At 68.9% G+C, this 23257-nt stretch carries 23 protein-coding genes; 18 read left to right on the top strand and 5 right to left on the bottom strand.

Annotated elements, in window-relative coordinates; all coding sequences use genetic code 11:
• From RG19_RS07645 to pilH, 10 genes are all read left to right on the top strand, one after another.
• Positions 1-1206 carry a hypothetical protein gene (locus tag RG19_RS07645; RefSeq protein ID WP_058834762.1) on the top strand — a complete coding sequence of 402 codons (1206 nt, stop codon included), beginning with the start codon at positions 1-3 and terminating at the stop codon, positions 1204-1206.
• A gap of 37 nt (positions 1207-1243) precedes the next feature.
• On the top strand, positions 1244-1684 hold the full coding sequence (locus tag RG19_RS07650; RefSeq protein ID WP_058834763.1) for a VOC family protein: 441 nt from the start codon (positions 1244-1246) through the stop codon (positions 1682-1684).
• A gap of 69 nt (positions 1685-1753) precedes the next feature.
• Positions 1754-2980: a ribosomal protein uL16 3-hydroxylase gene (locus RG19_RS07655; protein ID WP_058834764.1), complete on the top strand. Its 1227-nt coding sequence runs from the start codon at positions 1754-1756 to the stop codon at positions 2978-2980.
• Entirely contained in the window at positions 2980-3900 is a 921-nt protein-coding gene (locus RG19_RS07660; protein ID WP_082672548.1) for a GNAT family N-acetyltransferase, read from the top strand. Before RG19_RS07655 ends, RG19_RS07660 begins: the two co-directional genes overlap by 1 nt.
• A 233-nt stretch (positions 3901-4133) precedes the next feature.
• Positions 4134-6968 (top strand): 2-oxoglutarate dehydrogenase E1 component, encoded by a 2835-nt coding sequence (locus tag RG19_RS07665; RefSeq protein WP_058834765.1) that lies wholly within the window; start codon positions 4134-4136, stop codon positions 6966-6968.
• A gap of 98 nt (positions 6969-7066) precedes the next feature.
• Positions 7067-8311 carry a dihydrolipoyllysine-residue succinyltransferase gene (gene sucB / locus RG19_RS07670; protein WP_058834766.1) on the top strand — a complete coding sequence of 415 codons (1245 nt, stop codon included), beginning with the start codon at positions 7067-7069 and terminating at the stop codon, positions 8309-8311.
• A 134-nt stretch (positions 8312-8445) separates the two neighbouring features.
• On the top strand, positions 8446-9882 hold the full coding sequence (lpdA, locus tag RG19_RS07675) for a dihydrolipoyl dehydrogenase (protein ID WP_058834767.1): 1437 nt from the start codon (positions 8446-8448) through the stop codon (positions 9880-9882).
• Between the two features lie 127 nt (positions 9883-10009).
• Positions 10010-10603: an LOG family protein gene (locus RG19_RS07680; protein WP_058836482.1), complete on the top strand. Its 594-nt coding sequence runs from the start codon at positions 10010-10012 to the stop codon at positions 10601-10603.
• A 111-nt stretch (positions 10604-10714) separates the two neighbouring features.
• Positions 10715-11710 carry a YhdH/YhfP family quinone oxidoreductase gene (locus tag RG19_RS07685; RefSeq protein WP_058834768.1) on the top strand — a complete coding sequence of 332 codons (996 nt, stop codon included), beginning with the start codon at positions 10715-10717 and terminating at the stop codon, positions 11708-11710.
• A gap of 100 nt (positions 11711-11810) precedes the next feature.
• Positions 11811-12197 carry a twitching motility response regulator PilH gene (gene pilH / locus RG19_RS07690; protein WP_058834769.1) on the top strand — a complete coding sequence of 129 codons (387 nt, stop codon included), beginning with the start codon at positions 11811-11813 and terminating at the stop codon, positions 12195-12197.
• A gap of 162 nt (positions 12198-12359) precedes the next feature.
• Here pilH and RG19_RS07695 read toward each other — a convergent pair whose 3' ends face one another.
• Both RG19_RS07695 and RG19_RS07700 read right to left on the bottom strand, forming a co-directional pair.
• Positions 12360-13256 (bottom strand): DnaJ C-terminal domain-containing protein, encoded by an 897-nt coding sequence (locus RG19_RS07695; RefSeq protein WP_058834770.1) that lies wholly within the window; start codon positions 13254-13256, stop codon positions 12360-12362.
• Positions 13257-13544: 288 nt separating this feature from the next.
• Positions 13545-14036 (bottom strand): Hsp20/alpha crystallin family protein, encoded by a 492-nt coding sequence (locus RG19_RS07700; RefSeq protein ID WP_058834771.1) that lies wholly within the window; start codon positions 14034-14036, stop codon positions 13545-13547.
• Between the two features lie 155 nt (positions 14037-14191).
• Between RG19_RS07700 and RG19_RS07705 the strand changes: the two genes are divergently transcribed.
• Positions 14192-14671, top strand: a complete 480-nt coding sequence (locus RG19_RS07705; RefSeq protein ID WP_058834772.1) for a peroxiredoxin — start codon at positions 14192-14194, stop codon at positions 14669-14671.
• Positions 14672-14825: 154 nt separating this feature from the next.
• A complete protein-coding gene (locus RG19_RS17560) occupies positions 14826-14993 on the top strand; it encodes a hypothetical protein (protein ID WP_157515199.1) in 168 nt (55 codons plus the stop codon).
• A gap of 94 nt (positions 14994-15087) precedes the next feature.
• On the opposite strand, the gene RG19_RS07710 is transcribed toward RG19_RS17560, so the two are convergent.
• Positions 15088-15894, bottom strand: coding sequence for a spermine/spermidine synthase domain-containing protein (locus RG19_RS07710; RefSeq protein ID WP_058834773.1), 807 nt, complete (start codon positions 15892-15894; stop codon positions 15088-15090).
• 90 nt (positions 15895-15984) lie between these two features.
• Between RG19_RS07710 and ubiM the strand changes: the two genes are divergently transcribed.
• The 6 genes from ubiM to RG19_RS07740 all read left to right on the top strand — a co-directional run bounded on the left by ubiM (position 15985) and on the right by RG19_RS07740 (position 21989).
• A complete protein-coding gene (ubiM, locus tag RG19_RS07715) occupies positions 15985-17250 on the top strand; it encodes a 5-demethoxyubiquinol-8 5-hydroxylase UbiM (RefSeq protein ID WP_058834774.1) in 1266 nt (421 codons plus the stop codon).
• Positions 17251-17335: 85 nt separating this feature from the next.
• Positions 17336-18280, top strand: a complete 945-nt coding sequence (locus RG19_RS07720; RefSeq protein ID WP_082672807.1) for an Lnb N-terminal periplasmic domain-containing protein — start codon at positions 17336-17338, stop codon at positions 18278-18280.
• 90 nt (positions 18281-18370) lie between these two features.
• The gene (locus tag RG19_RS07725) at positions 18371-18592 is read left to right on the top strand and encodes an RNA-binding S4 domain-containing protein (protein ID WP_058834775.1); all 222 of its coding nucleotides are present in this window, start codon (positions 18371-18373) and stop codon (positions 18590-18592) included.
• Positions 18593-18673: 81 nt separating this feature from the next.
• Positions 18674-19558: an N-formylglutamate amidohydrolase gene (locus RG19_RS07730; RefSeq protein ID WP_058834776.1), complete on the top strand. Its 885-nt coding sequence runs from the start codon at positions 18674-18676 to the stop codon at positions 19556-19558.
• The gene (locus tag RG19_RS07735; RefSeq protein ID WP_058834777.1) at positions 19555-20742 is read left to right on the top strand and encodes a tyrosine/phenylalanine carboxypeptidase domain-containing protein; all 1188 of its coding nucleotides are present in this window, start codon (positions 19555-19557) and stop codon (positions 20740-20742) included. Before RG19_RS07730 ends, RG19_RS07735 begins: the two co-directional genes overlap by 4 nt.
• Positions 20739-21989, top strand: a complete 1251-nt coding sequence (locus RG19_RS07740; RefSeq protein WP_202905326.1) for an ATP-grasp domain-containing protein — start codon at positions 20739-20741, stop codon at positions 21987-21989. Before RG19_RS07735 ends, RG19_RS07740 begins: the two co-directional genes overlap by 4 nt.
• A 132-nt stretch (positions 21990-22121) precedes the next feature.
• Here the strand turns inward: RG19_RS07740 and RG19_RS07745 are convergent, their stop codons facing one another.
• Together RG19_RS07745 and hisIE are read right to left on the bottom strand one after the other, a co-directional pair.
• Positions 22122-22457, bottom strand: coding sequence for a zinc ribbon domain-containing protein YjdM (locus tag RG19_RS07745; RefSeq protein WP_058836485.1), 336 nt, complete (start codon positions 22455-22457; stop codon positions 22122-22124).
• A gap of 146 nt (positions 22458-22603) precedes the next feature.
• Positions 22604-23221, bottom strand: coding sequence for a bifunctional phosphoribosyl-AMP cyclohydrolase/phosphoribosyl-ATP diphosphatase HisIE (gene hisIE, locus RG19_RS07750; RefSeq protein ID WP_058834778.1), 618 nt, complete (start codon positions 23219-23221; stop codon positions 22604-22606).
• Positions 23222-23257: the final 36 nt, after the last annotated feature.

Here is a 23257-nt window from a genome sequence, read left to right on the forward strand (position 1 = left end):
GTGTCGGACGATACCTCGACGGCAACGGCCTCACGCCTTCCGGAACGTCACGAACACGGCCGCGGCATCGACTGGCGGGCAGCGCTCAAGGCCGCGCTGCTCGCGTTCGCCGTATCACGCCTGCTGGTTCTGCTCAGTGCGGGCCTGGCGGTGGCGGTGGCCCAGCAGTGGAGCGGCAACGACGGTCACGAGACACTGCGCCTGTTCGACGCTGCGTCGCGGGCATCGCTCGAGCAACGGACGCTGGCGAACGACGCGTCCTGGTATCTCAGCATCATCCAGTCCGGTTACGAAGCGCGCCCATTCGACGCCTCACAGCAAGCCAACTGGGCGTTCTTTCCGCTGCACCCGATGCTCTGGGGCAGCCTGGTGCACCTGGGGGTCGCCCCGGCCCTGGGTGGCATCCTGCTGGCGCACCTGCTGTTGCTGGCGGGATTGTTCCAACTGCACCGCTGGGTCCAACTGGTCCGCGATCGTGCCTCTGCGGACCGCGCGGTGTTCTGCGTCGCCCTGTTTCCGACCGCGTACTTCTTCTCGTTGCCGTGGACCGAGTCCCTGTTCCTGCTGCTGTCGGCCAGTGCACTGCTCGCGATCGCACGCCGGCAATGGGGCCGTGCCTCGGCCTGGGGCGCGCTGCTGTCGGCCACCCGACCGACCGGCGCGCTGATGGCCGCCCTGCTGTGGTGGGAGGGCCGTGACGGCAGGCGCCTGCCGTCGCCGCGGATCTGGCTGTTCGCCGCACTGGCCGGTACGGGCTTGCTGCTGTTCATGGGCTGGCTCTGGCTCAAGACCGGCAACCCACTGGCGTTCGCCGATATCCAGTCGGCCTGGGGTCGCGACGGGGGCAGCCTGACCAAGCACTTTCGTCGCTGGGTGGCCGATCCGCTGTTGATCGCCGACCCGTGGAACCTGCGCTGGATCAACAACAGCGCCCTGCTGCTCGCGCTCGCTGCCGCCGTCTGGCTGTGGCGAACGGGTCAGCGCGGCCTGGCCCTGCTGACCTTCTTCACCGTGCTGGCACCCTGGTCCACCGGCACCTTGGTCAGTATGGGCCGCTACGTCCTCACCTGCCTGCCGGTGTTCCTGGCCCTGGCCTGCTGGCTGCGGCATCCCTGGCTCGCGATGTCCTGGTTGCTGATCAGCGCATTCGCACTGTCGGTCATGAGCGCCTGGTTCGCGCTGGGCCTCAGCTTCGCTGGCGCCTGACCGCGCCGGCGCTCTTCCAGCACCCGGGAGCCTCCGTATGCGCCTGCTGATCAATCTCGATGTGCCCGATCTCGGCGCGGCTGAAACCGCGTACGCGGCCGCCTTCGGGTTGCACCCGGCGCGCCGGTTCGGCGGCGAGGTGACCGAGATGCTCGGTGGCCCTGTCCCGTTCTATCTGCTGCACAAACCGTCGGGCAGCGTGGCGGTCGACGATGCGGCACGCCGCTACGAGCGGCACTGGATGCCGATGCATCTGGATATGGTGGTCGACGATGTCGACGCCGCCCTGGCGCGTGCCGAGGCGGTCGGCTTTCGTCGCGAGGGCGGTGTCCGTGACCAGATTTGGGGACGGATCGTCCAGATCGCCGATCCCTGGGGCCACGGCTGGTGTCTGCTGCAGTTCGTCGGCCGCGGGTACGATGCGATCGCCGACGCTGCACCCGTCGCCCCGGAAAGCCCGGCGCCGGGCCGCGACTGACGCCGGATTCCCGGCCCGCCTCGGCAAGACCAGTCTCAAGCCCGGCACGGTTCGCGTACGCTATCGCGCATGTCCGATCTCCCCATCGAAATCGACGGCCGCCGCGCCGCACCGCTCGGCATGCCGCCGGCCCGTTTCCTGCGCGATTACTGGCAGCGCAGGCCCTTGCTGATCCGTAATGCGTTCCCGGACTTCGTGTCGCCCATCGCGCCCGAGGACCTCGCCGGCCTGGCCTGCGAGGATGGCGTGCTGGCGCGCATCATCGAGCACGACCGCGCCAAGGATCGCTGGACGCTGCGCAACGGTCCGTTCCCCGAGGATGCCTTTCCCGGCATGCCCGACCACGACTGGACCCTGCTGGTGCAGGACGTGGACAAGTGGGACGCCGATGTCGGCGCGCTGCTCGACGCGTTCGACTTCCTGCCACGCTGGCGACTGGACGACATCATGGTGAGCTTCGCCGCCACCGGCGGCTCGGTCGGTGCGCACGTCGACCAGTACGACGTGTTCCTGCTGCAGGCGCACGGCCGGCGGCGCTGGCAGATCGACGCACGGCCGAACCCGCCCACCGACTTCCGCGACGATGCCGAGATCAGGCTTCTGCGCAGCTTCACGCCGACCCACGAATGGGTGCTCGAGCCCGGCGACATGCTGTATCTACCGCCCGGCGTGCCGCACCACGGCGTCGCCGAGGACCCCTGCCTTACGTTCTCGGTCGGCATGCGTGCGCCCTCTTCGGCTGAACTCATCGGCGACTGGCTCGACGACATCCTGGCCGGCGCCAGCGACGACGTGCGTTATCGCGACGCCGGTATCGCGCCGCCCAAGGACCCCTGGGAAATCGACGCGGACGCCATGAGCCGTGTCGTCGAGGCTCTGAACGCGTTGCGCATGCACGATCCGGACCGCCTGGGCGATTGGTTCGGCCGCTTCATCACCCTGTATCGCGCCAGCGGCGAAGCCGTGTCCGACGGCCAGCCACATACGCCCGACGAGATCGCATCGGCGCTGGATGCCGGTGCCGGCCTGTATCGTCACCCGTGGAGCCGCATGGCATGGCGGCGCGCGCAGCGTGGTGCCCGCCTGTACGTGGCCGGGCACGACCTGACCCTGCCGATCCGCGATGCCCAGCGCCTGGCTCGTGCCGCCCATGTCGATGCGACGCTCTACGCCGCACTCTCGCAGGCCGGCCGCGATGCCCTTGTCGTGCTGCTCGACGCCGGGCACTACCGGCTGCTCGGCGGCGACGACATCGACGGCATGGATATCGGGACCGACGACGACGGCCTGCCGTAATGCCGAAAGAGACGCCCGCACCGCCGTTCCGCGTCGCCATCGCCGACTGGACACGCGATCGGGATCCGGTGCAGGCGGTGCGGCGGCGCGTCTTCATCGAGGAACAGGGCGTGCCGGAAGCGTTGGAGCACGACGTCGACGACGCGCGCCATCTGCACGTCCTCGCCCGTGACGCCGATGGCGCGCCGATCGGCACCGCGCGCCTGACCCGCGACCGGCGCATCGGCCGCATGGCCGTGCTGCCGGCCTGGCGCGGGCGCGGCGTGGCCGATGCGCTGATGGAGGTCTTGCTGCACGAGGCACGCGCCCGGCGTCTTCCGGATCTCCTGCTGCATGCCCAGATCGACGCCTCCGGCCTGTACGCGCGCCACGGTTTCCTGCCGGAGGGGGAGCGGTTCGAGGAGGCCGGGATCGTCCATCAGGCCATGCGCCGGGTCCTCGACGGCGCACAGGCGATCGACACCCAGGCCGCGGGCGTCGCCATCGCGACGGCCGTGGCGCGTCATGCCCGGCGCGGCCTGTGGCTGTACAGCCGCGATCTGGATCCGGGGCTGTTCGACGCACCCGACGTGCTCGCCGCGCTGCGACGGCTGGCCACCCGTCGCGGCGACGTCGCGATCCGGATCCTGGTGCAGGATCCGGAGGCGGCACAACGCGCCCATGCGCCCCTGCTCGCCCTGGCCCAGCGCCTGCCCAGCGTGTTCGCCTTTCGCAGCCCCGAGGATCCGGTCGACCGGTCCTGTCCGTCGGCCTTCCTCGTCAACGACACCGGGGGGTACTACTTCAGGCCGCTCGGGCACCGCTTCGACGGCGAGGCCGAGCTCGATGGCGGCGGTCGCAGCCGCCAGTTGCTCGAACAGATCCGCCCGGTATGGGAACGCGCCCGCCCCTGCACCGAGCTGCGCGCGCTCGGGCTGTGAGCCGTCGCGCCGTGCGACGACCGGCTCCGCGGACGGGCCGCCATGCCCGGAGCGCGCACCGCAGCAGTGTGAATGGCGTCTTCCGGACCCCGTGTCCACGACCGGATCGAGTCGCGTCGGACGGTCGCGTACGGCTATAATCACGATCTTTGCCGCATTCATGACCCGGGCGGCGGCACCATCCACGTCCGGGGCATCGCCAGCCCTCTCCCTTCGGTATTCGAAAGCCAGACGTGGACAGTCTCCTCAAGCAGTTCGCCCAGACATCGCAGCTCGGCGCCAACGCCGCCTTCATCGAGGATCTCTACGAGCAATATCTCGTCGATCCGGACAGCGTCGATGCGCGCTGGAAACGCTGGTTCGACGACCTCAAGGGGCGTGAGAGCGGCGACGTGCCCCACTCCGCGATCATGGCGTCGGTGGCCGAGGCCGGTCGCCAGGCCCTGCGCGGCCAGGTCGGTGGCACGGGCGGCGGCGACGAGCGCGAGCGCAACGTCGGTCGCCTGATCACCGCCTACCGCACCCGTGGCCACCTCGGCGCCAAGCTCGATCCGCTCGAGCTCAGCCCGCCGATGAACCCGCCCGATCTGGGGCTGGAGTTCCACTCCCTGTCCGAGCGCGACCTCGACAGCGAGTTCAGCACCGGTGGCGTGGCCGGCAACGAGCGCATGAAGCTGCGCGACCTGCTCGCCCACCTCAAGGCGACCTACAGCGCGACCATCGGCGCCGAGTTCATGCACATGCCCGAGGCGGAGCAGCGGCAGTGGCTCTACCGCAGGCTCGAGCAGGCCGGTGGCCGTTTCGACCGCACGCCCGAGCAGAAGCGCCGGATCCTGGAGCGGCTGTCCGCCGCCGAGGGCCTGGAGCGCTACCTCCACACCAAATACGTCGGCCAGAAGCGCTTCTCGCTGGAAGGCGGCGATGCGCTGATCCCGCTGCTCGACACGCTGATCCAGCGCGCCGGCAGCGAAGGCGTCAAGGACGTGGTGCTGGGCATGGCCCATCGTGGCCGCCTCAACGTGCTGGTCAACACCCTGGGCAAGAACCCGCGCAAGCTGTTCGACGAGTTCGAAGGCAAGTTCGACCATGTGCCGGAAGACCGGGCCCACACCGGCGACGTGAAGTACCACATGGGCTTCTCCGCCGACGTGCAGACCCCGGGCGGCGCCGTCCATGTGGCACTGGCGTTCAACCCGTCGCACCTGGAGATCGTGGATCCGGTGGTGGTCGGCAGCGTGCGCTCGCGCCAGCATCGCCGCGGCGACCGCGAGCGCAAGGTCGTGTTGCCGGTGCTCCTGCACGGCGATGCCGCCTTCGCCGGCCAGGGCGTGGTGATGGAACTGTTGCAGATGTCGCAGGCCCGCGGCTTCGCGGTCGGTGGCACCCTGCACGTGGTCATCAACAACCAGGTCGGTTTCACCACCAGCGACCTCCAGGATGCCCGCTCCACCCTCTACGCCACCGATGTGGCCAAGATGGTCGGTGCGCCGGTGTTGCACGTGAACGGCGACGACCCGGAAGCGGTGGCGTTCTGCATGGAACTGGCCTACGACTTCCGCCAGGCCTTCCACAAGGATGTCGTGATCGACCTGGTGTGCTACCGCCGCCACGGCCACAACGAGGCCGACGAGCCGGCGGCCACCCAGCCGCTGATGTACCAGACCATCCGCAAGCGCAAGACCACCCGCGATCTGTACGCCACGCAGCTGGTCGCCGACGGCGTGCTCGACGACGCTGCGGTCAAGGACATCGTCGACAGCTACCGCAACAAGCTCGACGCCGGTGAAGTCACCATCGACCTCGCCGATGCCGAGCCGGACGATTACGACCTCACCATCGACTGGGGCCCGTACCTGTCCGGCCGCGTGTCCGATCCGGTCGACACGCGCGTCGCGCCCGAGACGCTCGCCGAGCTCGCCGGCAAGATCACCACCCTGCCCGAGTCGCTGGATCTGCATGCGCGCGTGGCCAAGATCTACGACGACCGCCGCAAGATGGCCACCGGCGAACAGCCGGGCGACTGGGGCTTCGCCGAGAATCTCGCCTACGCCACCCTGCTCGCCGAAGGCCACCGCCTGCGCCTGGTCGGCCAGGATTCGGGCCGCGGCACCTTCTTCCACCGTCACGCGGTGCTGCACGACCAGAAGTCCGGCGAGAACTACATCCCGTTGCAGCAGCTGGTGAAGAACCCCGAAGACGCCACCATCATCGACTCGCTGCTCAGCGAGGAAGCGGTGATGGCGTTCGAGTACGGCTACTCCACCTCCGAGCCCGGCACGCTGGGCATCTGGGAAGCGCAGTTCGGCGACTTCGCCAACGGCGCCCAGGTCGTCATCGACCAGTTCCTGTCTTCGGGCGAAGCCAAGTGGCAGCGCCTGTCGGGTCTGGCCCTGTTCCTGCCGCACGGCTACGAAGGCCAGGGGCCCGAGCACAGCTCGGCGCGCCTCGAGCGCTTCCTGCAGTTGTGCGCGCTGGAAAACATGCTGGTCTGCGTGCCGACCACGCCGGCGCAGGCGTTCCACATGATCCGCCGTCAGCTGTGCATGAAGACGCGCAAGCCGCTTGTGGTGATGACGCCGAAATCGCTGTTGCGCCACAAGCTGGCGGTATCCAGCCTGGAAGAGCTTTCCCGTGGCGAGTTCCAGCATCTGATTCCCGACGCCGAGGCCGACGCGAAGACTGTCAAGCGCGTGGTCGCCTGCTCGGGCAAGGTCTACTACGACCTGCTGGAAGAGCAGCGCAAGGAATCGATCGACGACGTCGCGCTGGTCCGGGTGGAGCAGCTGTATCCGTTCCCGCGCGAACTGCTCACCGCCGAACTGGCCCGCTACAAGAAGGCGACCGATCTGGTGTGGTGTCAGGAAGAACCGCAGAACCAGGGCGCCTGGTACCAGATCAAACACCATCTCGACGCCTGCCTGGCCGACGGGCAGAAGCTGCACTACGCCGGCCGCGCACGTTCGCCGAGCCCGGCGGTCGGTCACTTCAACGATCACGTCGAAGAGCAGAAGCAGCTCATCGCCGACGCGCTGGTCAACCCGCTCAAGGGCCAGGTCGTCGTCGAATAACCGCATGAGGACATCCGAGGCCGCTGCCATCGTGTCCCCCCGCCGGCGCCCCGCGCGCCGGCCCTCCCCTCTCCACGCTCAACCGCCAGGAAGCCCGCATGGCCACTGAAATCAAGGTCCCCGTCCTGCCCGAATCCGTCTCCGACGCCACCATCGCGACCTGGCACAAGAAGGCCGGCGACGCGGTCAAGCGCGACGAGAACATCGTCGACCTTGAGACCGACAAGGTCGTGCTGGAGGTACCCTCCACCGTCGACGGCGTGATCAAGGAGATCAAGTTCTCCGAGGGCGATACCGTCACCAGCCAGCAGCTGCTGGCGATCATCGAGGAGGGCGCCACCGCGGAATCCGCGCCTGCCGCCGAGTCCGGAAGCAAGGACAAGGAAGCCCCCGCCGCCGGCGCCGAGGAAGTTCAGCCCAAGAGCGACGCGAAGAAGGCCGACGACAAGGCTCCGGCCTCGACCAAGCCGCAGTCTTCGGGCAACGACAAGACCGGCGACCTGCCGCCCGGCGCGCGTTTCACCGCGCAGAGCCAGGGCATCGATCCGTCGCAGGTCGAAGGCACCGGCCGTCGCGGCGCGGTGACCAAGGAAGACCTGATCAACTACGCGTCGGGCAAGACCGCCGGCGTGTCGGGCGGCGCGCGTCCGGAGGAGCGCGTCCCGATGACCCGCATCCGCAAGACCATCGCCGCGCGCCTGATGCAGTCGAAGGAATCCATCGCCATGCTGACCTCGTTCAACGAGGTCAACCTGGGCAAGGTGATGGCGCTGCGCAAGGAGCTGGGTGAGCAGTTCCAGAAGGACCACGGCATCAAGCTCGGCTTCATGAGCTTCTTCGCCAAGGCCGCCGCCAACGCGCTGGCCAAGTATCCGGTGGTCAATGCCTCGGTCGACAAGGACGACATCATCTATCACGGCTACGCCGACATCTCGGTGGCGATCTCCACCGATCGCGGCCTGGTCACCCCGGTGCTGCGCAACGTCGAGCGCATGGGCTTTGCCGAAGTCGAGCAGGGCATCGCCGATTTCGCCAAGAAGGCGCGCGACGGCAAGCTCGGCCTCGACGACCTGCAGGGTGGCACCTTCACCATCACCAACGGCGGCACCTTCGGCTCGCTGATGTCGACGCCGATCGTCAACCCGCCGCAGTCGGCGATCCTGGGCATGCACGCCATCAAGGAGCGCGCGATCGTCGAGAACGGCCAGGTCGTCGCCGCGCCGATGATGTATCTGGCGCTGTCCTACGATCACCGCATCATCGACGGCCGCGACGCGGTGCTGTTCCTGGTCGACATCAAGAACCAGCTCGAGAATCCGCACCGCATGCTGCTGGGCCTCTGATCCGCCTGTTTCCCTCTCCCGCCCGCGGGAGGGGGCCGGGGTGACGGGCCGTCCCCTCGCCGTCGCCCTCATCCGTCCCTTCGGGGCACCTTCTCTCCCATGCGGGAGAAGGGATCAAGCTAAGGAATTTCCCCATGGCTGAACAATTCGACGTCGTCGTCATCGGTGCCGGCCCCGCCGGCTACCACGCCGCCATCCGTGCGGCCCAACTGGGCATGAAGGTCGCCTGCGTGGACGCCGCGCTGGGCAAGGACGGCAAGCCGGCCCTGGGCGGCACCTGCCTGCGCGTGGGCTGCATCCCGTCCAAGGCGCTGCTGGACTCCTCGCGCCAGTACTGGAACATGGGCCACCTGTTCGGCGACCACGGCATCAGCTTCAAGGACGCGAAGATCGACGTCGAGGCGATGGTGGGTCGCAAGGACAAGATCGTGAAGCAGTTCACCGGCGGCATCGCGATGCTGTTCAAGGCGAACAAGGTCACCCCGTACTACGGCTTCGCCACCCTGCACCCGGATCGCGTGGTCAAGATCAAGCAGCACGACGACAGCGAGATCGAGCTGACCGGCACCAACGTCATCATCGCCGCGGGCTCGGACTCCATCGAACTGCCGTTCGCGAAGTTCGACGGCGAGACCATCGTCGACAACGTCGGCGGGCTGGACTTCACCGAGGTGCCCAAGCGCCTGGCCGTCATCGGCGCCGGCGTGATCGGCCTGGAGCTGGGCAGCGTGTGGAAGCGCCTGGGCGCCGAGGTGACCATCCTCGAGGCGCTGCCGGACTTCCTCGCCGCGGCCGATGCCGAGGTCGGCAAGGTCGCGCTGAAGGAGTTCAAGAAGCAGGGCCTGGACATCAAGCTCGGTGCCAAGGTCAGCGCGACCGAGGTCAAGGGCAAGGGCAAGAAGAAGGAAGTGCTGGTCAGCTACAGCGACAAGGACGGCGAGCAGACGCTCACCGTCGACAAGCTGCTGGTCGCCGTGGGCCGCAAGGCCGCGAGCAAGGGCCTGCTGGCCGACGGCACGGGTGTGAAGCTGACCGACCGCGGCCAGATCGAGGTCGACGACCACTGCCACACCGGCGTCGACGGCGTCTGGGCCGTGGGCGACTGCGTCCGCGGGCCGATGCTGGCGCACAAGGGCTTCGAGGAAGGCATCGCCGTGGCCGAGCTGATCGCCGGCCTGCCGGGCCACGTCAACTTCGACACCATTCCGTGGGTCATCTACACCGAGCCGGAGCTAGCCTGGGTCGGCAAGACCGAGCAGCAGCTCAAGGACGAGGGCATCCCGTACAAGGCCGGCAGCTTCCCGTTCGCGGCCAACGGCCGCGCGGTGGCGATGATCGAGCCGGCCGGTTTCGTCAAGGTGCTCGCGCACGCCGAGACCGACCGCGTGCTGGGCATGCACCTGGTCGGCGCCAACGTCTCCGAACTGGTGCACGAAGGCGTGCTGACGATGGAGTTCAGCGGCTCGGCCGACGACCTGGCGCGCATCTGCCACGCCCACCCCTCGCTGTCGGAAGTCGTGCACGACGCGGCGATGGCGGTGGACAAGCGGGCGATCCACAAGGCCAACTGAGCGCATTGCGTTCGACACGGAAGGCTCCGCCCCGGCGGGGCCTTTCGCGTTTCCGGTCCGGCCCGTCGCGCAGGCGGCGGCGGACGATCACCTCCCGATACGAGGCAACAACATGAAGTCGAACAACATGAAGTCGATCTGCGTGTATTGCGGTTCCAACGCCGGCAGCAAGCCGGTCTACGCCGAGCGCGCGGTCGCGCTGGGTCGGCGCATCGCCCAGGACGGCTTGCGGCTGGTCTACGGTGGCGGCAACGTCGGGCTCATGGGCACGGTGGCCAACGCGGTGCTGGACGCCGGCGGCAGCGTCACCGGCGTGATTCCCCAGCAGTTGGTGGATTGGGAAGTCGCCCACCCGGGACTCACCGACCAGGTCGTCGTCGGCTCGATGCACGAGCGCAAGATGCGCATGTTCGACCTGTCCGACGCCTTCGTCGCCCTGCCCGGCGGCTTCGGCACGATGGACGAGATGTTCGAGATGCTCACTTGGCGCCAGCTCGGGATCGGCGACAAGCCTTGCGCGTTCCTGGATGTCGACGCGTTCTACACCCCGCTGATGGGAATGATCGATCGCATGGTCGAGGAGCGCTTCCTGCATCCCGAGCAGCGCGAGGATCTCTGGCACGGCGACGACATCGACGCGATGTTCGCGTGGATGCAGGCGTACGAGCCGGCGCAGGCGAGCAAGTGGTTGAACGAGAAGCACCGCAAGACCATGCGGTGATTGCCCCGCGCGTGGCGACGCGCTTGACGCTTCCGGCGCCCGCCGCGCACGCGCACCGACACTGGGGCCGGATCATCGGCTTCGACACCCTCGAGACGACGAGTCAGCGCCATGAGCATTCCCGGCACCTTCCGCGCCTTCCGCATCCACAACGACGACGCAGGCTACCGCAGCGGCCTGGAATCGATCGGGCTCGACGCCTTGTCGCCCGGCGAACTGGTGATCCAGGTCGCATACTCGTCGATCAACTACAAGGATGCGCTGGCCGGTACCGGTCGGGGCAGGATCCTGCGCCGCTTTCCGCTGGTCGGCGGCATCGATGTGGCCGGCCACGTGGTGCAGTCGCGCGACCCGGCGTTCCGGGAGGGCGATGCGGTGCTGGTCACCGGCTGCGGCCAGAGCGAAACCCGCGACGGCGGCTACGCGGAGTACGCCCGGCTCGAGGCCGAATGGGCGATTCCCCTGCCCCGCGGCCTCGACCTGCGCGAGAGCATGATCCTCGGCACCGCAGGCTTCACCGCCGCCCTGGCCCTGCTGCGCATGACCGAGAACCGGCAGGTACCGGCGCTCGGTCCGCTCGCGGTCACCGGTGCGAGCGGCGGCGTCGGCTCGCTGGCCATCGACATCTTCAGCAGTGCCGGTTACGCCGTGCACGCGATCAGCGGCAAGCCGGAACAGGCTGATTACCTGCGCGCGATCGGCGCAAGCGAAGTGCTCGACCGCGGCGTACTGGCGGTCGACCGTCCGATGGCATCGGCCCGCTTCGGCGGTGGCCTCGACAACGTCGGCGGTCCCATGCTGGCCGGCCTGCTCGCGCAGACCGAGTCCTACGGCAATGTCGCCAGTGCGGGGCTGGCGGCGAGCGCCGAGCTCCCGGCGACGGTCATGCCCTTCATCATCCGCGGCGTCTCTCTGCTGGGCATCGCGTCGGCCGGGACCGCACGCGATATCCGCGAGGAGGTCTGGACGCGCCTGGCGGGCCCGTGGAAGCCCCGCCACCTCGACCGCATCCTGACCCACGAGGCCACCCTCGACACCCTGCCCGCGGTGTTCGACCGCATGCTCGCCGGCGGCGCGCTCGGACGCACCCTCGTGCGCATCGGTTGAGCGGGCGCCCGATCGTCAGGCGACGCCGCGCACGAAACGCGCGCTTGCGGGGTCGCACGCCCCCGCTACAATCGTCGGTCGGAACAACCGGGGGACATTGATGGCGCGCATCCTGATCGTCGACGACTCGCCGTCGCAGCTCGCGGGCATCCGGCGCATCGTCGAGAAACTCGGACACGAAGCCCTGACCGCGGAAGATGGGCAGGCCGGTGTCGACGCCGCCAGGCGCGAGCGCCCCGACCTGATCCTGATGGACGTGGTGATGCCGAATCTCAACGGCTTCCAGGCCACGCGCTCGATCACCCGTGACGCGACCACCAAGCACATCCCGGTCGTGCTGGTCACCACCAAGGACCAGGAAACCGACCGTATCTGGGGCATGCGTCAGGGCGCGCGCGGCTATCTCACCAAGCCCTTCAGCGAAACCGAGCTTTCCGACGTGATCAGCAGCACCCTGGGCGCGGGCGACGCGCCGCCGGCAGCCTGATCGCGAAGCCGACGCCGCCACGCCCCCGGCGGGATCTACGGTCGCACCACGAACCATGGCCCGACACGGCACGCAAGCTTCCGTGGATCGCGCCATCGCAGCACGTCGGCGACGACAAACGTACGCGCTGGGAGGCCGCCACAGCCCGGCGCCCGCCTCCGGTCAACCCTGGCGCCAGTGTTCGCCGAACGCCGATTCGAGCGTGCGATACGCCTGCCGCTGGGCCTCGTTCTCCGGCTTCGGCGCGATCACTTCGAGCTCGACGATCTGATCGCCGGCCGGTGCGCCACGCTGGCCGGGCAGACCGCGACCGCGCAGGCGCAGCTTGCGGCCGGCGTCCGAACCTGGCGGAATCTTCAGCTCCACGTCGCCCCCCAGGGTCGGCGCATTCACCGTCGCGCCCAGTGCGGCTTCCCATGGCGCCACGGCCAGCACGTGCAACAGATTCAACCCATCGGCCTCGAAGTGCGGATGTGCCGCGTACTCGACCTCGAGCAACAGGTCGCCATGCGCGCCCTGCCCCTTCAGACGGATGACCTGCCCTGGCCGGATGCCGCGTGGCACGCTGACATCGAGCGACTTGCCGCCGACCGAAATGCGCACGCTGTCGCCGCGATACACCGTCTCCAGCGGCACCGCCAGACGCGCGCGCGTGTCGCCACGCGGCGCACCGCCCGGTGCCTGCCCCCCGAAGCCGCCACGCCGACGACCGAACATTTCCTCGAAGAAATCACTGAAACCGCCGCCCGCACCACCGCCGGCGAAGATCTCGTCGAAATCGACCCCGCCCGGGCTGCCGCCGAATCCGCCCTGCGGCGGATGAACCTCGTCGCCCGGACGATAGCCGCGTGCCCGCAACTGATCGTAGGCCGCACGCTTCTCCGGGTCCCGCAGCGCCTCGTAGGCCTCGTTGACGGCCTTGAAGCGATCCTCGGCATCCGACTCCTTGCTGACGTCCGGATGGTACTTGCGGGCGAGGCGACGGTAGGCGGTCTTGATCTCCGCCTCGCCTGCGCCCGGCTCGACGCCCAGGGTCTCGTAGTAGTCCTTGAACTGCATGGTGCGGATTCGTGTGTCGGGGCGACAGTGTAGAGCGTGAGGGGAGAGGACGTGATCCGGAGCGGGCGCGTCGTGCCACGCGTCCGACCACGGCGGTGCCCTATCCGAAGCACTTCATCGGAAGTCCGTCGGACCGGCGGTGCAGCGAACCTTCGCACCGCCGTGGAAGCGCCCCGGGAATGGGGCGTTCATGCGCGGCGGGTGTACACGGCGCCGTCGAACGCTCAGCCGACAGCCCTGGCGGTTCGCTAGCCAGGCCGGCGAACCGCCCGGGTCGACCGCATGCGATTACGCCTGGCCGGCGGCCGGCGTGACCGGCAGCCCCGTCTCGACCTGGATACGACGCGGCGCGCGCTCCGCACGCTTCGGAATGCTGATTTCGAGCACACCGTGCCGGCCGCTTGCGGTCACGCCTGCCGGATCGGCGCTGTCGGGCAACGCGAACCGGCGCTGGAAGGCACCGTGGCGGCGCTCGGTGCGGGACACCCGGACGCCGTCCTCAAGGGCGGGCGCTTCGCGCTCGCCGCGCAGGCTCAACATGCCGTTGTCCATCAGCACCTCGACGGATTGCGGGTCCACGCCCGGCAGATCGGCCAGGATCACGAAGCGGCCTTCCTCCTCACGGACGTCGACGTGCGGCATCCACGACGCGACCGCTGCGTCGCGGTCGCCGGCCTGAGCCTCGCGGGCGCGGAAGATGGGACCGATGCCCTGGTACAGCGGGTGCTGCAACGCCAGGCCCCGGACGGGGAAACGCGAGAAACGGATTGCCTGCCTCATGGAAATGCTCCTGAAGGGTTGGGGGGCGATCCGGCATGGGGCCGGCGCCGCGATGTCCCCGATCTAGCGTCCGCCGCCGGTATTTCAAGTCGTCTTCGCGTCCGTGCCACCGCAGGCGGCTAGACTGCGTTCACCCTTCCAGCAGGCCGTGTCCCATGACCGTCAAAGCAGGCGATGCCATCCCCGAAGTCGTCCTCAAGTATTTCAAGGACGGTGTCCAGGCCATCGACACCCCGACCCTGTTCGAGGGCAGGAAAATGGTGCTGTTCGCGGTCCCGGGCGCCTTTACACCGACCTGTTCGGAGCGCCATCTGCCGGGTTTCGTGGAGCAGTTCGAGACCTTCCGCTCGCGTGGCATCGGCGTCGCGTGCGTGGCCGTCAACGACCCCTTCGTGATGCACGCCTGGGGCGAGCAGCTCGGCGTACCGGATGGTCTGTGGATGCTCTCCGACGGCAACGGCGACCTCGCTCGTGCGCTCGGTCTGGAGATGGACGCCAGCGCTTACGGTATGGGCCTGCGCGCCAAGCGCTTCGCGCTCTACGCCGACGACGGAGTGATCAGGCAGTTGTTCGTGGAGGCACCGGGCGAGTTCAAGATCTCCGGCGCCGAGCACGTGCTGGCCCATCTGGACTGACCGGCGGCGGCCGGTCGCCGCAGGCTGAAGCGTTCATCGGTTTCACGTCCGTGGCACCGGAATTTCACGTGGGACGCGATCACCCGGGCGGAGTATCGCCGACGCGGGACGCGAAGGAGGCGACGCCCCGCATCACCTTTCACGGAGATGCGAAATGAAGCCGCAGGACGACCACGACAAGAGGCAACAGCAGTCCCAACAGGCCTCTGGCCAAAACCGCGAGCCCGGCGGAGTGTCTTCGCCGGGGCAGTCCGGACAGGGCCAGCCCGGCCAGGAGCCGCAGCGCCCGGACCGGCGCAAGCACGACGACGAAGAGGAATGACGCGCCCCGACGGCGTGTCGTGACCGCGAAGCGAGCGCCCGGCATGTCCGGGCGCTCGCCGTTGTTCGCTGGTCCGTGACCGCCCGCGCCACGGTCATCGCGGCGGCGGGATCGCACGCTCCACGCGCTCGAGCACCGGCCCGAGTTGCGCGCTCGCCGACGCGGCCATCGCCGCCGACAGACGGCGCGCGGTGCCGCGCATCGGCCGCGACCCGCGCCACGCGAATGCCACCCGGTTCTTCATCCGGGCCTCGTCGAGCAACAGGACGCGCTGGGCGCCGAACACACGACGCAGTCGCGCCAGGTGGGTCTCCGCGTCGGCGCAGAACAGATTCACCGACAACGCCCCCCGCGGCGCCAGCGCCTCCCGGCAGGCGGTGTAGAACGCCTCGCTGGCCAGCATCGGCGGAATGCCGGTCTCGTCGTAACCATCGACCAGCAGCACGTCGTATCGCCCCGGCCGCGCAGCGATGAAGCCGGCACCATCGTCCAGGATCACCTGCAGGCGCGCATCGTCCTCGGGCACGCCGAACGCCCCGCGCAGATCGATCACCCAGGGATTGTTCTCGACCACCTCGAGTCGCACCGCCGGCAGGTGGCGATGGATGAATTTCACCTGTGAGCCGCCGCCGAGGCCGATCATCCCGACGCGCGGCGCCGGCGGCGCCCACAGCAGGGCCGCCAGCATGGTGCGCGTGTAATCGATGAGCAGCAGATCGGGGTCGTCCATCCGCATCCGGCTCTGGGTCTGGTTGCGGGTGAACTGCAGCGAGGCATACCCGCGCCCCCGGCGCACGAACGGCTTGCGCAGACGCTTGCCCTGCGCGTCCACCGGTCCGCGCAGGCGGCGCCACACACGCGCGAACCAGCCGCCGCTCCCGTGTCCGCCCGATCCGCCCATCCGCCCGCTGTCCACTGTCTGCAAAGGCGCACAGCCTACCGCGCGCCGCCTGCTCCGTGTCCGCACGACCGCCGGCGCTACACTGACGGCATGCCCAGGACCACCGCCCGCCCACGGACCGCCGATATCGCCATCGTCGGCGCCGGCCCGATCGGCCTCGCCACCGCCGTCGCGCTCGCCCGCCTGGACCTGCGGGTGATCCTCGTCGACACCCAGCCGCGCAAGGCGCTGGCCGCGCCCACGCCCGACGGCCGCGAGATCGCCCTCACCCATGCATCGGTGCGGGCCCTGCGTGCGCTCGGGATCTGGCGACACCTTCCCGCGGACGCGGCATCGCCCTTGCGCGAAGCGCACATCTTCGAGCGAGACGCATCCCGTGCCCTGCGCGTGGCTGCCGACGGCCAGGGCCACGACCGGCTCGGCAATCTGGTCTCCAACCATCTCCTGCGCGCCGCCGCATGGACGGAGGCGGTGGACCACGCGCATGTCGACGTCCACGCCGGAAGCGGTGTCCATGCCGTGCGTCCGGGCCGGGCGGCGATCGAGCTCGATCTCGTCGACGGCAGCAGCCATCGCGTCGGCTTGCTGGTGGCCGCCGACAGCCGCTTCTCGCGCACGCGGCAGATGCTCGGGATCGCCACGGACATGCACGACTTCGGGCGCCACATGCTGGTGTGCCGGATGCGTCACGAGACCGACAATGCGGCCACCGCCTGGCAATGGTTCGGCGACGCCCAGACCCGGGCCCTGCTGCCGCTCGCTCCGCAGCTCTCGTCCGTGGTGCTCACCCTGCCCGGGCATGAAGCCGACCGCATGGCGCAGTTGGACGACGACGCGTTCGCGCGCGAGGTCGAGCACCGTTTCCAACACCGGCTGGGCGCGATGCATCCGGTCGGCGAGCGCCATCGCTATCCGTTGGTGGCCACCTATGCACATCGCTTCGTCGCGCCACGCGCGGCGCTGGTCGGCGATGCCGCCGTCGGGATGCACCCGGTCACCGCGCATGGCTTCAATCTCGGTCTGGCCGGGGTCGAGCGGCTGTCCGCGGCGGTCGCGCTGTCGCTGGCCAGGCACGCCGATCCCGGCGATCCCCGCGCGCTCGCCGGCTACGAGCGCCGGCATCGCCGCGGCACCCGGCCGCTGTACCTCGCCACCCGCGCGGTGGCCGGCCTCTACGGCGACGACCGTCCTGTGCTGCGACCACTGCGGCGTGCGGCCATCGAGGCCAGCACCCGGCTCGCGCCGTTCCGCCGCGCCCTCGCCAGCGGCCTGATCGACGACGGCCCGGTGGATCCGCCGCTGGCCGAACGCCTGCGCGGCATGCGCGAATGGCTGCATCCTGCTGCCGGCCGATGACGCCGTGAAGTCTCACGGCGCGCGCCTGCAATGGCTGCGCTGGCCACTGGCCGCGGCGGTGCTGGTCTGCACGGCCTGGGGCGCGATGGCGCTCTGGTACCAGGGTCCGGCCACCCTCGCCGTCCGCCTGGCCGTGATGATCCTGTGGGGCGGCATCGGCCTGCTGGGGCTGGGCGCGTTCGTCGCGAAACGCTGGCGGGCCTCGCTGGTCTGGCTACTGGCGTTCGCCGTCATGCTGGGCTGGTGGGCCACGATTCGCCCGTCCCACGACCGTTCCTGGGCCGACGACGTCGCACGCCTGCTGCGTGCCGAACACGAAGGCTCGGTGGTGACGCTCCACAACGTCCGCAACTTCAGCTGGCGGACGCCCGAGGACTACGACGTGCGCTGGGAAACTCGCGCGTACGATCTCGATCGCATCGTCAGCGCCGACCTCGTTCTCTCCTACTGGATGGGACCGGCGATCGCCCACACCCTGGTGTCGTTCGGCTTCGACGACGGGCGTCATCTCGTGTTCTCGCTGGAGATCCGCAAGGAAGCCCACGAGCAATTTTCCGCGGTCGGCGGCTTCTTCCGCGAGTTCGAGGCCGTCCTGATCGCCGCCGACGAACGCGACATCGTGCGCACGCGCAGCAATGCGCGCGGCGAGGACGTCTACCTCTACCGGCTCAACCTCCGGCCGTCCCAGTTGCGCACCCTGTTCACGGCCTACCTGGAAGAAGGCGAGCGCCTGCGCCGCACGCCGACCTTCTACAACACGCTGACCACCAACTGCACCACCATCGTCTACGACATCGCGCGTCGCCTCGATCCCGGCCTGCCGCTGGATCCGCGCCTGCTGCTGTCCGGCTATTTCGCCGGATACGCCTACGACCAGGGCGGTCTCGCCGAAGGCATCCCCTTCGAGACGCTGCATGCGCGCGGCTACATCAATCCCCGGGCGCGGGCCGTCGCCGACGGACCCGATTTCTCTCGCGCCATCCGCGTCGGCGTGCCCGGCACCGAGGACGACGTCACGTCGAGCCGGTGACGCATGCGATTCACCCGTGTGCAGGCACCGGGCGTGGTATCGCGCGTAACGGCCCGCGCGCGCCGCGGCCCGTCATGGGATCATGCCGACATGGACCACATCGCCTTTCCGCTCGAACCCGGCCGCGAATTCGTCGAACTCAACCAGTTGCTCAAGCTTGTCGGGATCGTCGACAGCGGCGGCGCCGGCAAGGCCCTCGTGGCCAGCGGCGTCGTGCGGGTCGACGGCAGTATCGAAACCCGCAAGACGGCGAAGATCCGGGCAGGTCAACAGGTGCGGATCGGGACCGTCGAGATCGACGTGACGGCCTGAAGACCACGCCACGCAGACCTCGCTGAACGTACCCGCGGCCGTGCACGGCCGCCTCATGCCGCCGCTGCCAGCATCGGTGGCATGAAGACAGATGCACCGTTCGACCCGTCTCCGTCCCGACCGGGCGATCCGCCCGAGCGGCCGTCCGTACAGTTCAGGGAGGCGACCGCACTGGTCGCGGCATCGCCCTGCGGCGAGTGGGATCTCGTCCTCGGCCAGGGGCCCGTCATCGCGGCGGCCGTTCACGACGGCCACGCCATGCGCGCCTCACTGCAGCAGTATCTGCACATCGATACCCCCAGCCGTCGCCGCGACGAGGACCCGCTGACGGGCCTGTTCACCACCGTCGGCGACGTCCGACTGCGCGCGCGTCGCTCGCGCTTCGAGGTCGATCTGAATCGCCCACGTGACAAGGCGCTGTCGGGCGATCCGGCCGACACCTGGGGCATCCGCTTCTGGAAGGAAGAACTGCCCGACGACGAAATCCAGCGCTCGCTGGCCATCCACGACCGCTTCTACGCAATGCTCGCCGAGCTTCTCGACGCTCTGCTGCAACGGCATGGCACCCTGCTGTTGCTGGACCTGCACAGTTACAACCATCGCCGTGACGGCGCCGACGGCCCGCACGCCCCGGCCGAGGCGAACCCCGATATCGACCTGGGCGCCACCACGCTCGATCGTGCGCGCTGGGGGCATGTGGTCGATACGTTCGCCGGCGAGATGCGCGACGCCCCGGTGGCCGGCGGTGCGCCGGACGTACGCGAGAACGTCCGCTATCCCGGCGGCGGCCATTTTCCGGAATGGGTCCATCACCGCTATGGCGATCGCATCTGCACGCTGTCCATCGAATACAAGAAGACCTTCATGGACGAATGGACCGGTCAGGCCGACATCGCGCGCCTGTACGACCTGCATGCCGGCCTCGAACGCGCCGTGCGTGCCGTGCGCGGGGAGTTCGGACGTTGAGTGCGGTCGCCGCGCAACCGCTCCCGCCGATCGCCGCCCGCGTCGACACCGCGCTCGCGGCGCTCGACGCCAGGCTCGACTGGCTGCTGGCGCTCTCCCCGCTCGGCAATGAGGGGCTGTGGCGCGCGTTCGACGACAGCGGCCGCACACGGATGCCGGAGCTGCGCTACATCGATCTCGAGCTCGACTTCGCCCAGGCGCGCCGAAGCCTGCTCGATCTGCCGGTGGCTGAGGTCGAGTCGCCGCTGCTGTCCGGGTTGCTCTCGGAAAAGCAGCGGGAACTCGATCGGCAACTGGAGCTGGTGCGCCTGCGCGGCACCGACGGCTTCGTCAATGCCAGCATCGATCTGTTCGGTGGTGTCGAGCCTCCGCTGCTCGACCTCGCTGAAGAGATCCTGCGCGACGTGCCGACCAGCGCTCCGCTCCAGGCCGATGCCGGCATCGACGAAGTCATGGCGGATGTCGAAGCGGAATTGGCCTGGTACGCCGAACGCACGCCGGACTTCCACGCCGACGTGGTCGTGGACACCGATCTCAACTCGATGATGATGGTCTCGCACGGCACCTTCTACGTCGACGGCAACATCCGACTGCCGCGCGCGCGCATCCAGCCATTGATCCAGCACGAGATCGGCACCCACGTGGTGACCCGTCACAACGGCGCGCGCCAGGCGCTCACCCAGCTCAAGGTCGGCCTGGCCCACTACGATCCGCTGCAGGAAGGCCTCGGCGTCCTGTCCGAGTACCTCGCCGGCTACCTCCCCGGCGAACGCCTGCGCGTGCTCGCAGGCCGCGTGGTGGCGGCAGGCATGGCGTTGGAGGGCGAACAGGTGCCCGCGATCTTCGACCGCCTGCACGTCACCCACGGCCTGCCCACCGACGACGCGTTCGACATCGCCGTGCGCGCCCTGCGCGGCGGCGGCCTGACCAAGGATGCGGTGTACCTGCGCGGCCTGCGCGATCTGGTCGACTACCTCGGCGACGACGGCGACTTCGAACTGCTGTTCGTCGGCAAGTTCGCCCTCTCGCATCGCGTGGTCGTCGAGCAACTGATCGAAGCGGGCTGGGCGGTCGCCCCGGATGTCCTGCCGCGCTATCGCTACCGCGACGACTTCCAGCAGCGCCTGGCGCGCTGCCGCGAATGTCCCGTCCAATCGCTGTATCACACGGAACCCGACGCATGACCCAGGCACACCGCTCCACCGAGACCGCATCCGCGCAACACACGTCGACCGATGCCGCAGCGGATGCTCCAGCCGCTCCGGGTCCCGCCGCAACCGGCGCCGCGGGCGGCACGTCGACCGCAGCCGCGGCTTCGGCGAAGGCCGCCCCGAAGACCGCTCCTGGCGACGCATCCGACCGCGGCCACCCAGCGTCGGGCCGGATTTCGCTGGGATTCGTGGTCAACGACATCGCCACCGAGCAGGGGAACTACACCACCATCCGGCTCGCCCGCACCGCGGCGAAACGCGGGCATCGGGTGGTCCTGATCGGACTGGGCGACTTCACCTACGATCCCAGCGGCAGCGTCTGCGCGCGCGCGCACGTCCTGCAGCGCGGCGATTATGCCGACGATGCCGCCGTGCTGAGCGAGCTGCAGGGCGAGGAGGCGCACGTCGAGCGCATCAACGTCGAGAACCTCGACGTGCTGATGCTGCGCAGCGATCCCGCCGAAGAGCTCGAAGACCGGCCCTGGGCCCCCAACAGCAGCCTGCTATTCGCGCAGCTGATCGCGGCCAAGCACGTCATCGTGCTCAACGACCCGACCCACCTCACCGATGCCGCCAACAAGACCTACTTCCAGCATTTCCCGGAACAACTGCGCCCGGACACCTGCATCACCCTGGACCCGGAAGAGATCAAGCGCTTCGTCAAGGCGCACGATGGCCACGCGGTCATCAAGCCGCTGCAGGGCTCGGGCGGCCAGAGCGTGTTCGTGGTCACCCCGGACAGCGATGCCAATCTCAACCAGATGATCGACGCGGTGATCCGCGATGGCTACGCCATCGTCCAGGAATATCTGCCACGCGCGAAAGACGGCGACCTGCGCCTGTTGACCCTCAATGGCCGTCCGCTGCAGGTGGACGGCACCTATGCCTGCATCCGCCGTTACAGCACCACGGGCGACGCGCGCAGCAATGTCAGCGCGGGCGGGAAATACGAGGCTGCCGTACCCGACGAAGATGCGCTGAACCTCGCCGAGATCGCCGCACCCAAGCTCATGCGCGATGGCATGTACTTCGCCGGTCTGGATATCGTCGGCGACAAGATGATGGAGATCAACGTCGACACGCCCGGCGGGATCAACATGATCGAGGATCTCACCGGCGTGGATTTCAGCGGCTACATCATCGCGGATCTGGAGCGCAAGGCCCGCCTGCGCGAACAGTACGGCCGTACGCTGAGCAATTGCGAGATGTCGATGCTGTGAGCGGTGCCGGATCGTCCGCTGCGCCGTGCCTGCCCCAGCCTCCCGGCAACGTGGGCGGAACACGGTGCAGCGGTACGGCCGCACCGGCGTCAGCCCGTCTCGCTGATCGGGACGGCATCGATCCGCGAACCTTCACGCCTTGCGCAGGAACTGCACTTTCAGCACCAGATCCTTGATCTTGTCCGAGTGGGCCTCGATGTGCTCGGCGTCGTCCTCGACCAGACGGATGTTGCGGATCACCGTGCCCTGCTTGAGCACGATCGAAGAGCCTTTGACCTTGAGGTCCTTGATCACGACCACGGTGTCGCCGGCAGCGAGCGGATTGCCGTTACTGTCGCGCACCACCGGCCCGGAGGCCGCCTCGGTCGCCTGCGACCATTCGTGGCCGCATTCCGGGCAGGCCAGCAGGCCGCGATCCTCGTAGGCAAGCGTACCGCCGCACTGGGGGCAGGCAGGCGTCTCCGACATCATGGGGTCCTCCGAACGAGCGGCGGGCATTGTACCCGCGGGCCACGGTCACCGCCCCGTCGAAGCAGTGCCGCCGCCACAACCGGCGAGCCCTGCGGCGAACGACGACGTCCGCCCGTTGCAACGTGCGCCGGTTCGGGCCTGCATCATCGTCCCGGCGAAGCGCGCTCGTCGAGCACGCGTCTCACCGCGTCCAGCCCCAACCCTCGCGCCCGCAGCAGGACGAGCAGGTGGTAGACCAGATCCGCCGCCTCGCCGAGCAGCGCCTCCTCGTCCTGGACGACGCCGGCCAGCGCGGTCTCCACGCCTTCTTCGCCGACTTTCTGGGCGATGCGGCGGACCCCCGATTCGAACAGCCGCGCCGTGTAGCTCCCGGCCTGTGGCGATGCCGCTCGGTCGGCGATCACGGCATCGAGTGCGCCCAGCGCATCCGCGGGCGCATCGGGAAAGCAGCTGGGCCTCTGCAGATGGCACGTCGGCCCCTGCGGACGCGCCATGACCAGCAAGGTGTCGGCATCGCAGTCGACGTCGACCGAGACCAGTTCCAACACGTGACCCGATGTCTCGCCCTTGGTCCAGAGCCGACGCTTGCTGCGGCTGTAGAACGTCACGTGCCCGCTCCGGCGGGTCTGCTCCAGCGCCGCGCGATTCATGTAGCCCAGCATCAGCACGCGCAGGCTGGCCGCGTCCTGCACGACGACAGGCAACAGACCATCGCCCTTCGTCCAGTCGAGTGCATCGGGATCGAGACGATCTTGGATCATGGTGCGGGCTCCGGAGGTACGGGACGCTTCAAGAAG

The sequence above is a fragment of the Luteimonas abyssi genome (assembly GCF_001482195.1).
Lineage (GTDB): Bacteria > Pseudomonadota > Gammaproteobacteria > Xanthomonadales > Xanthomonadaceae > Luteimonas > Luteimonas abyssi.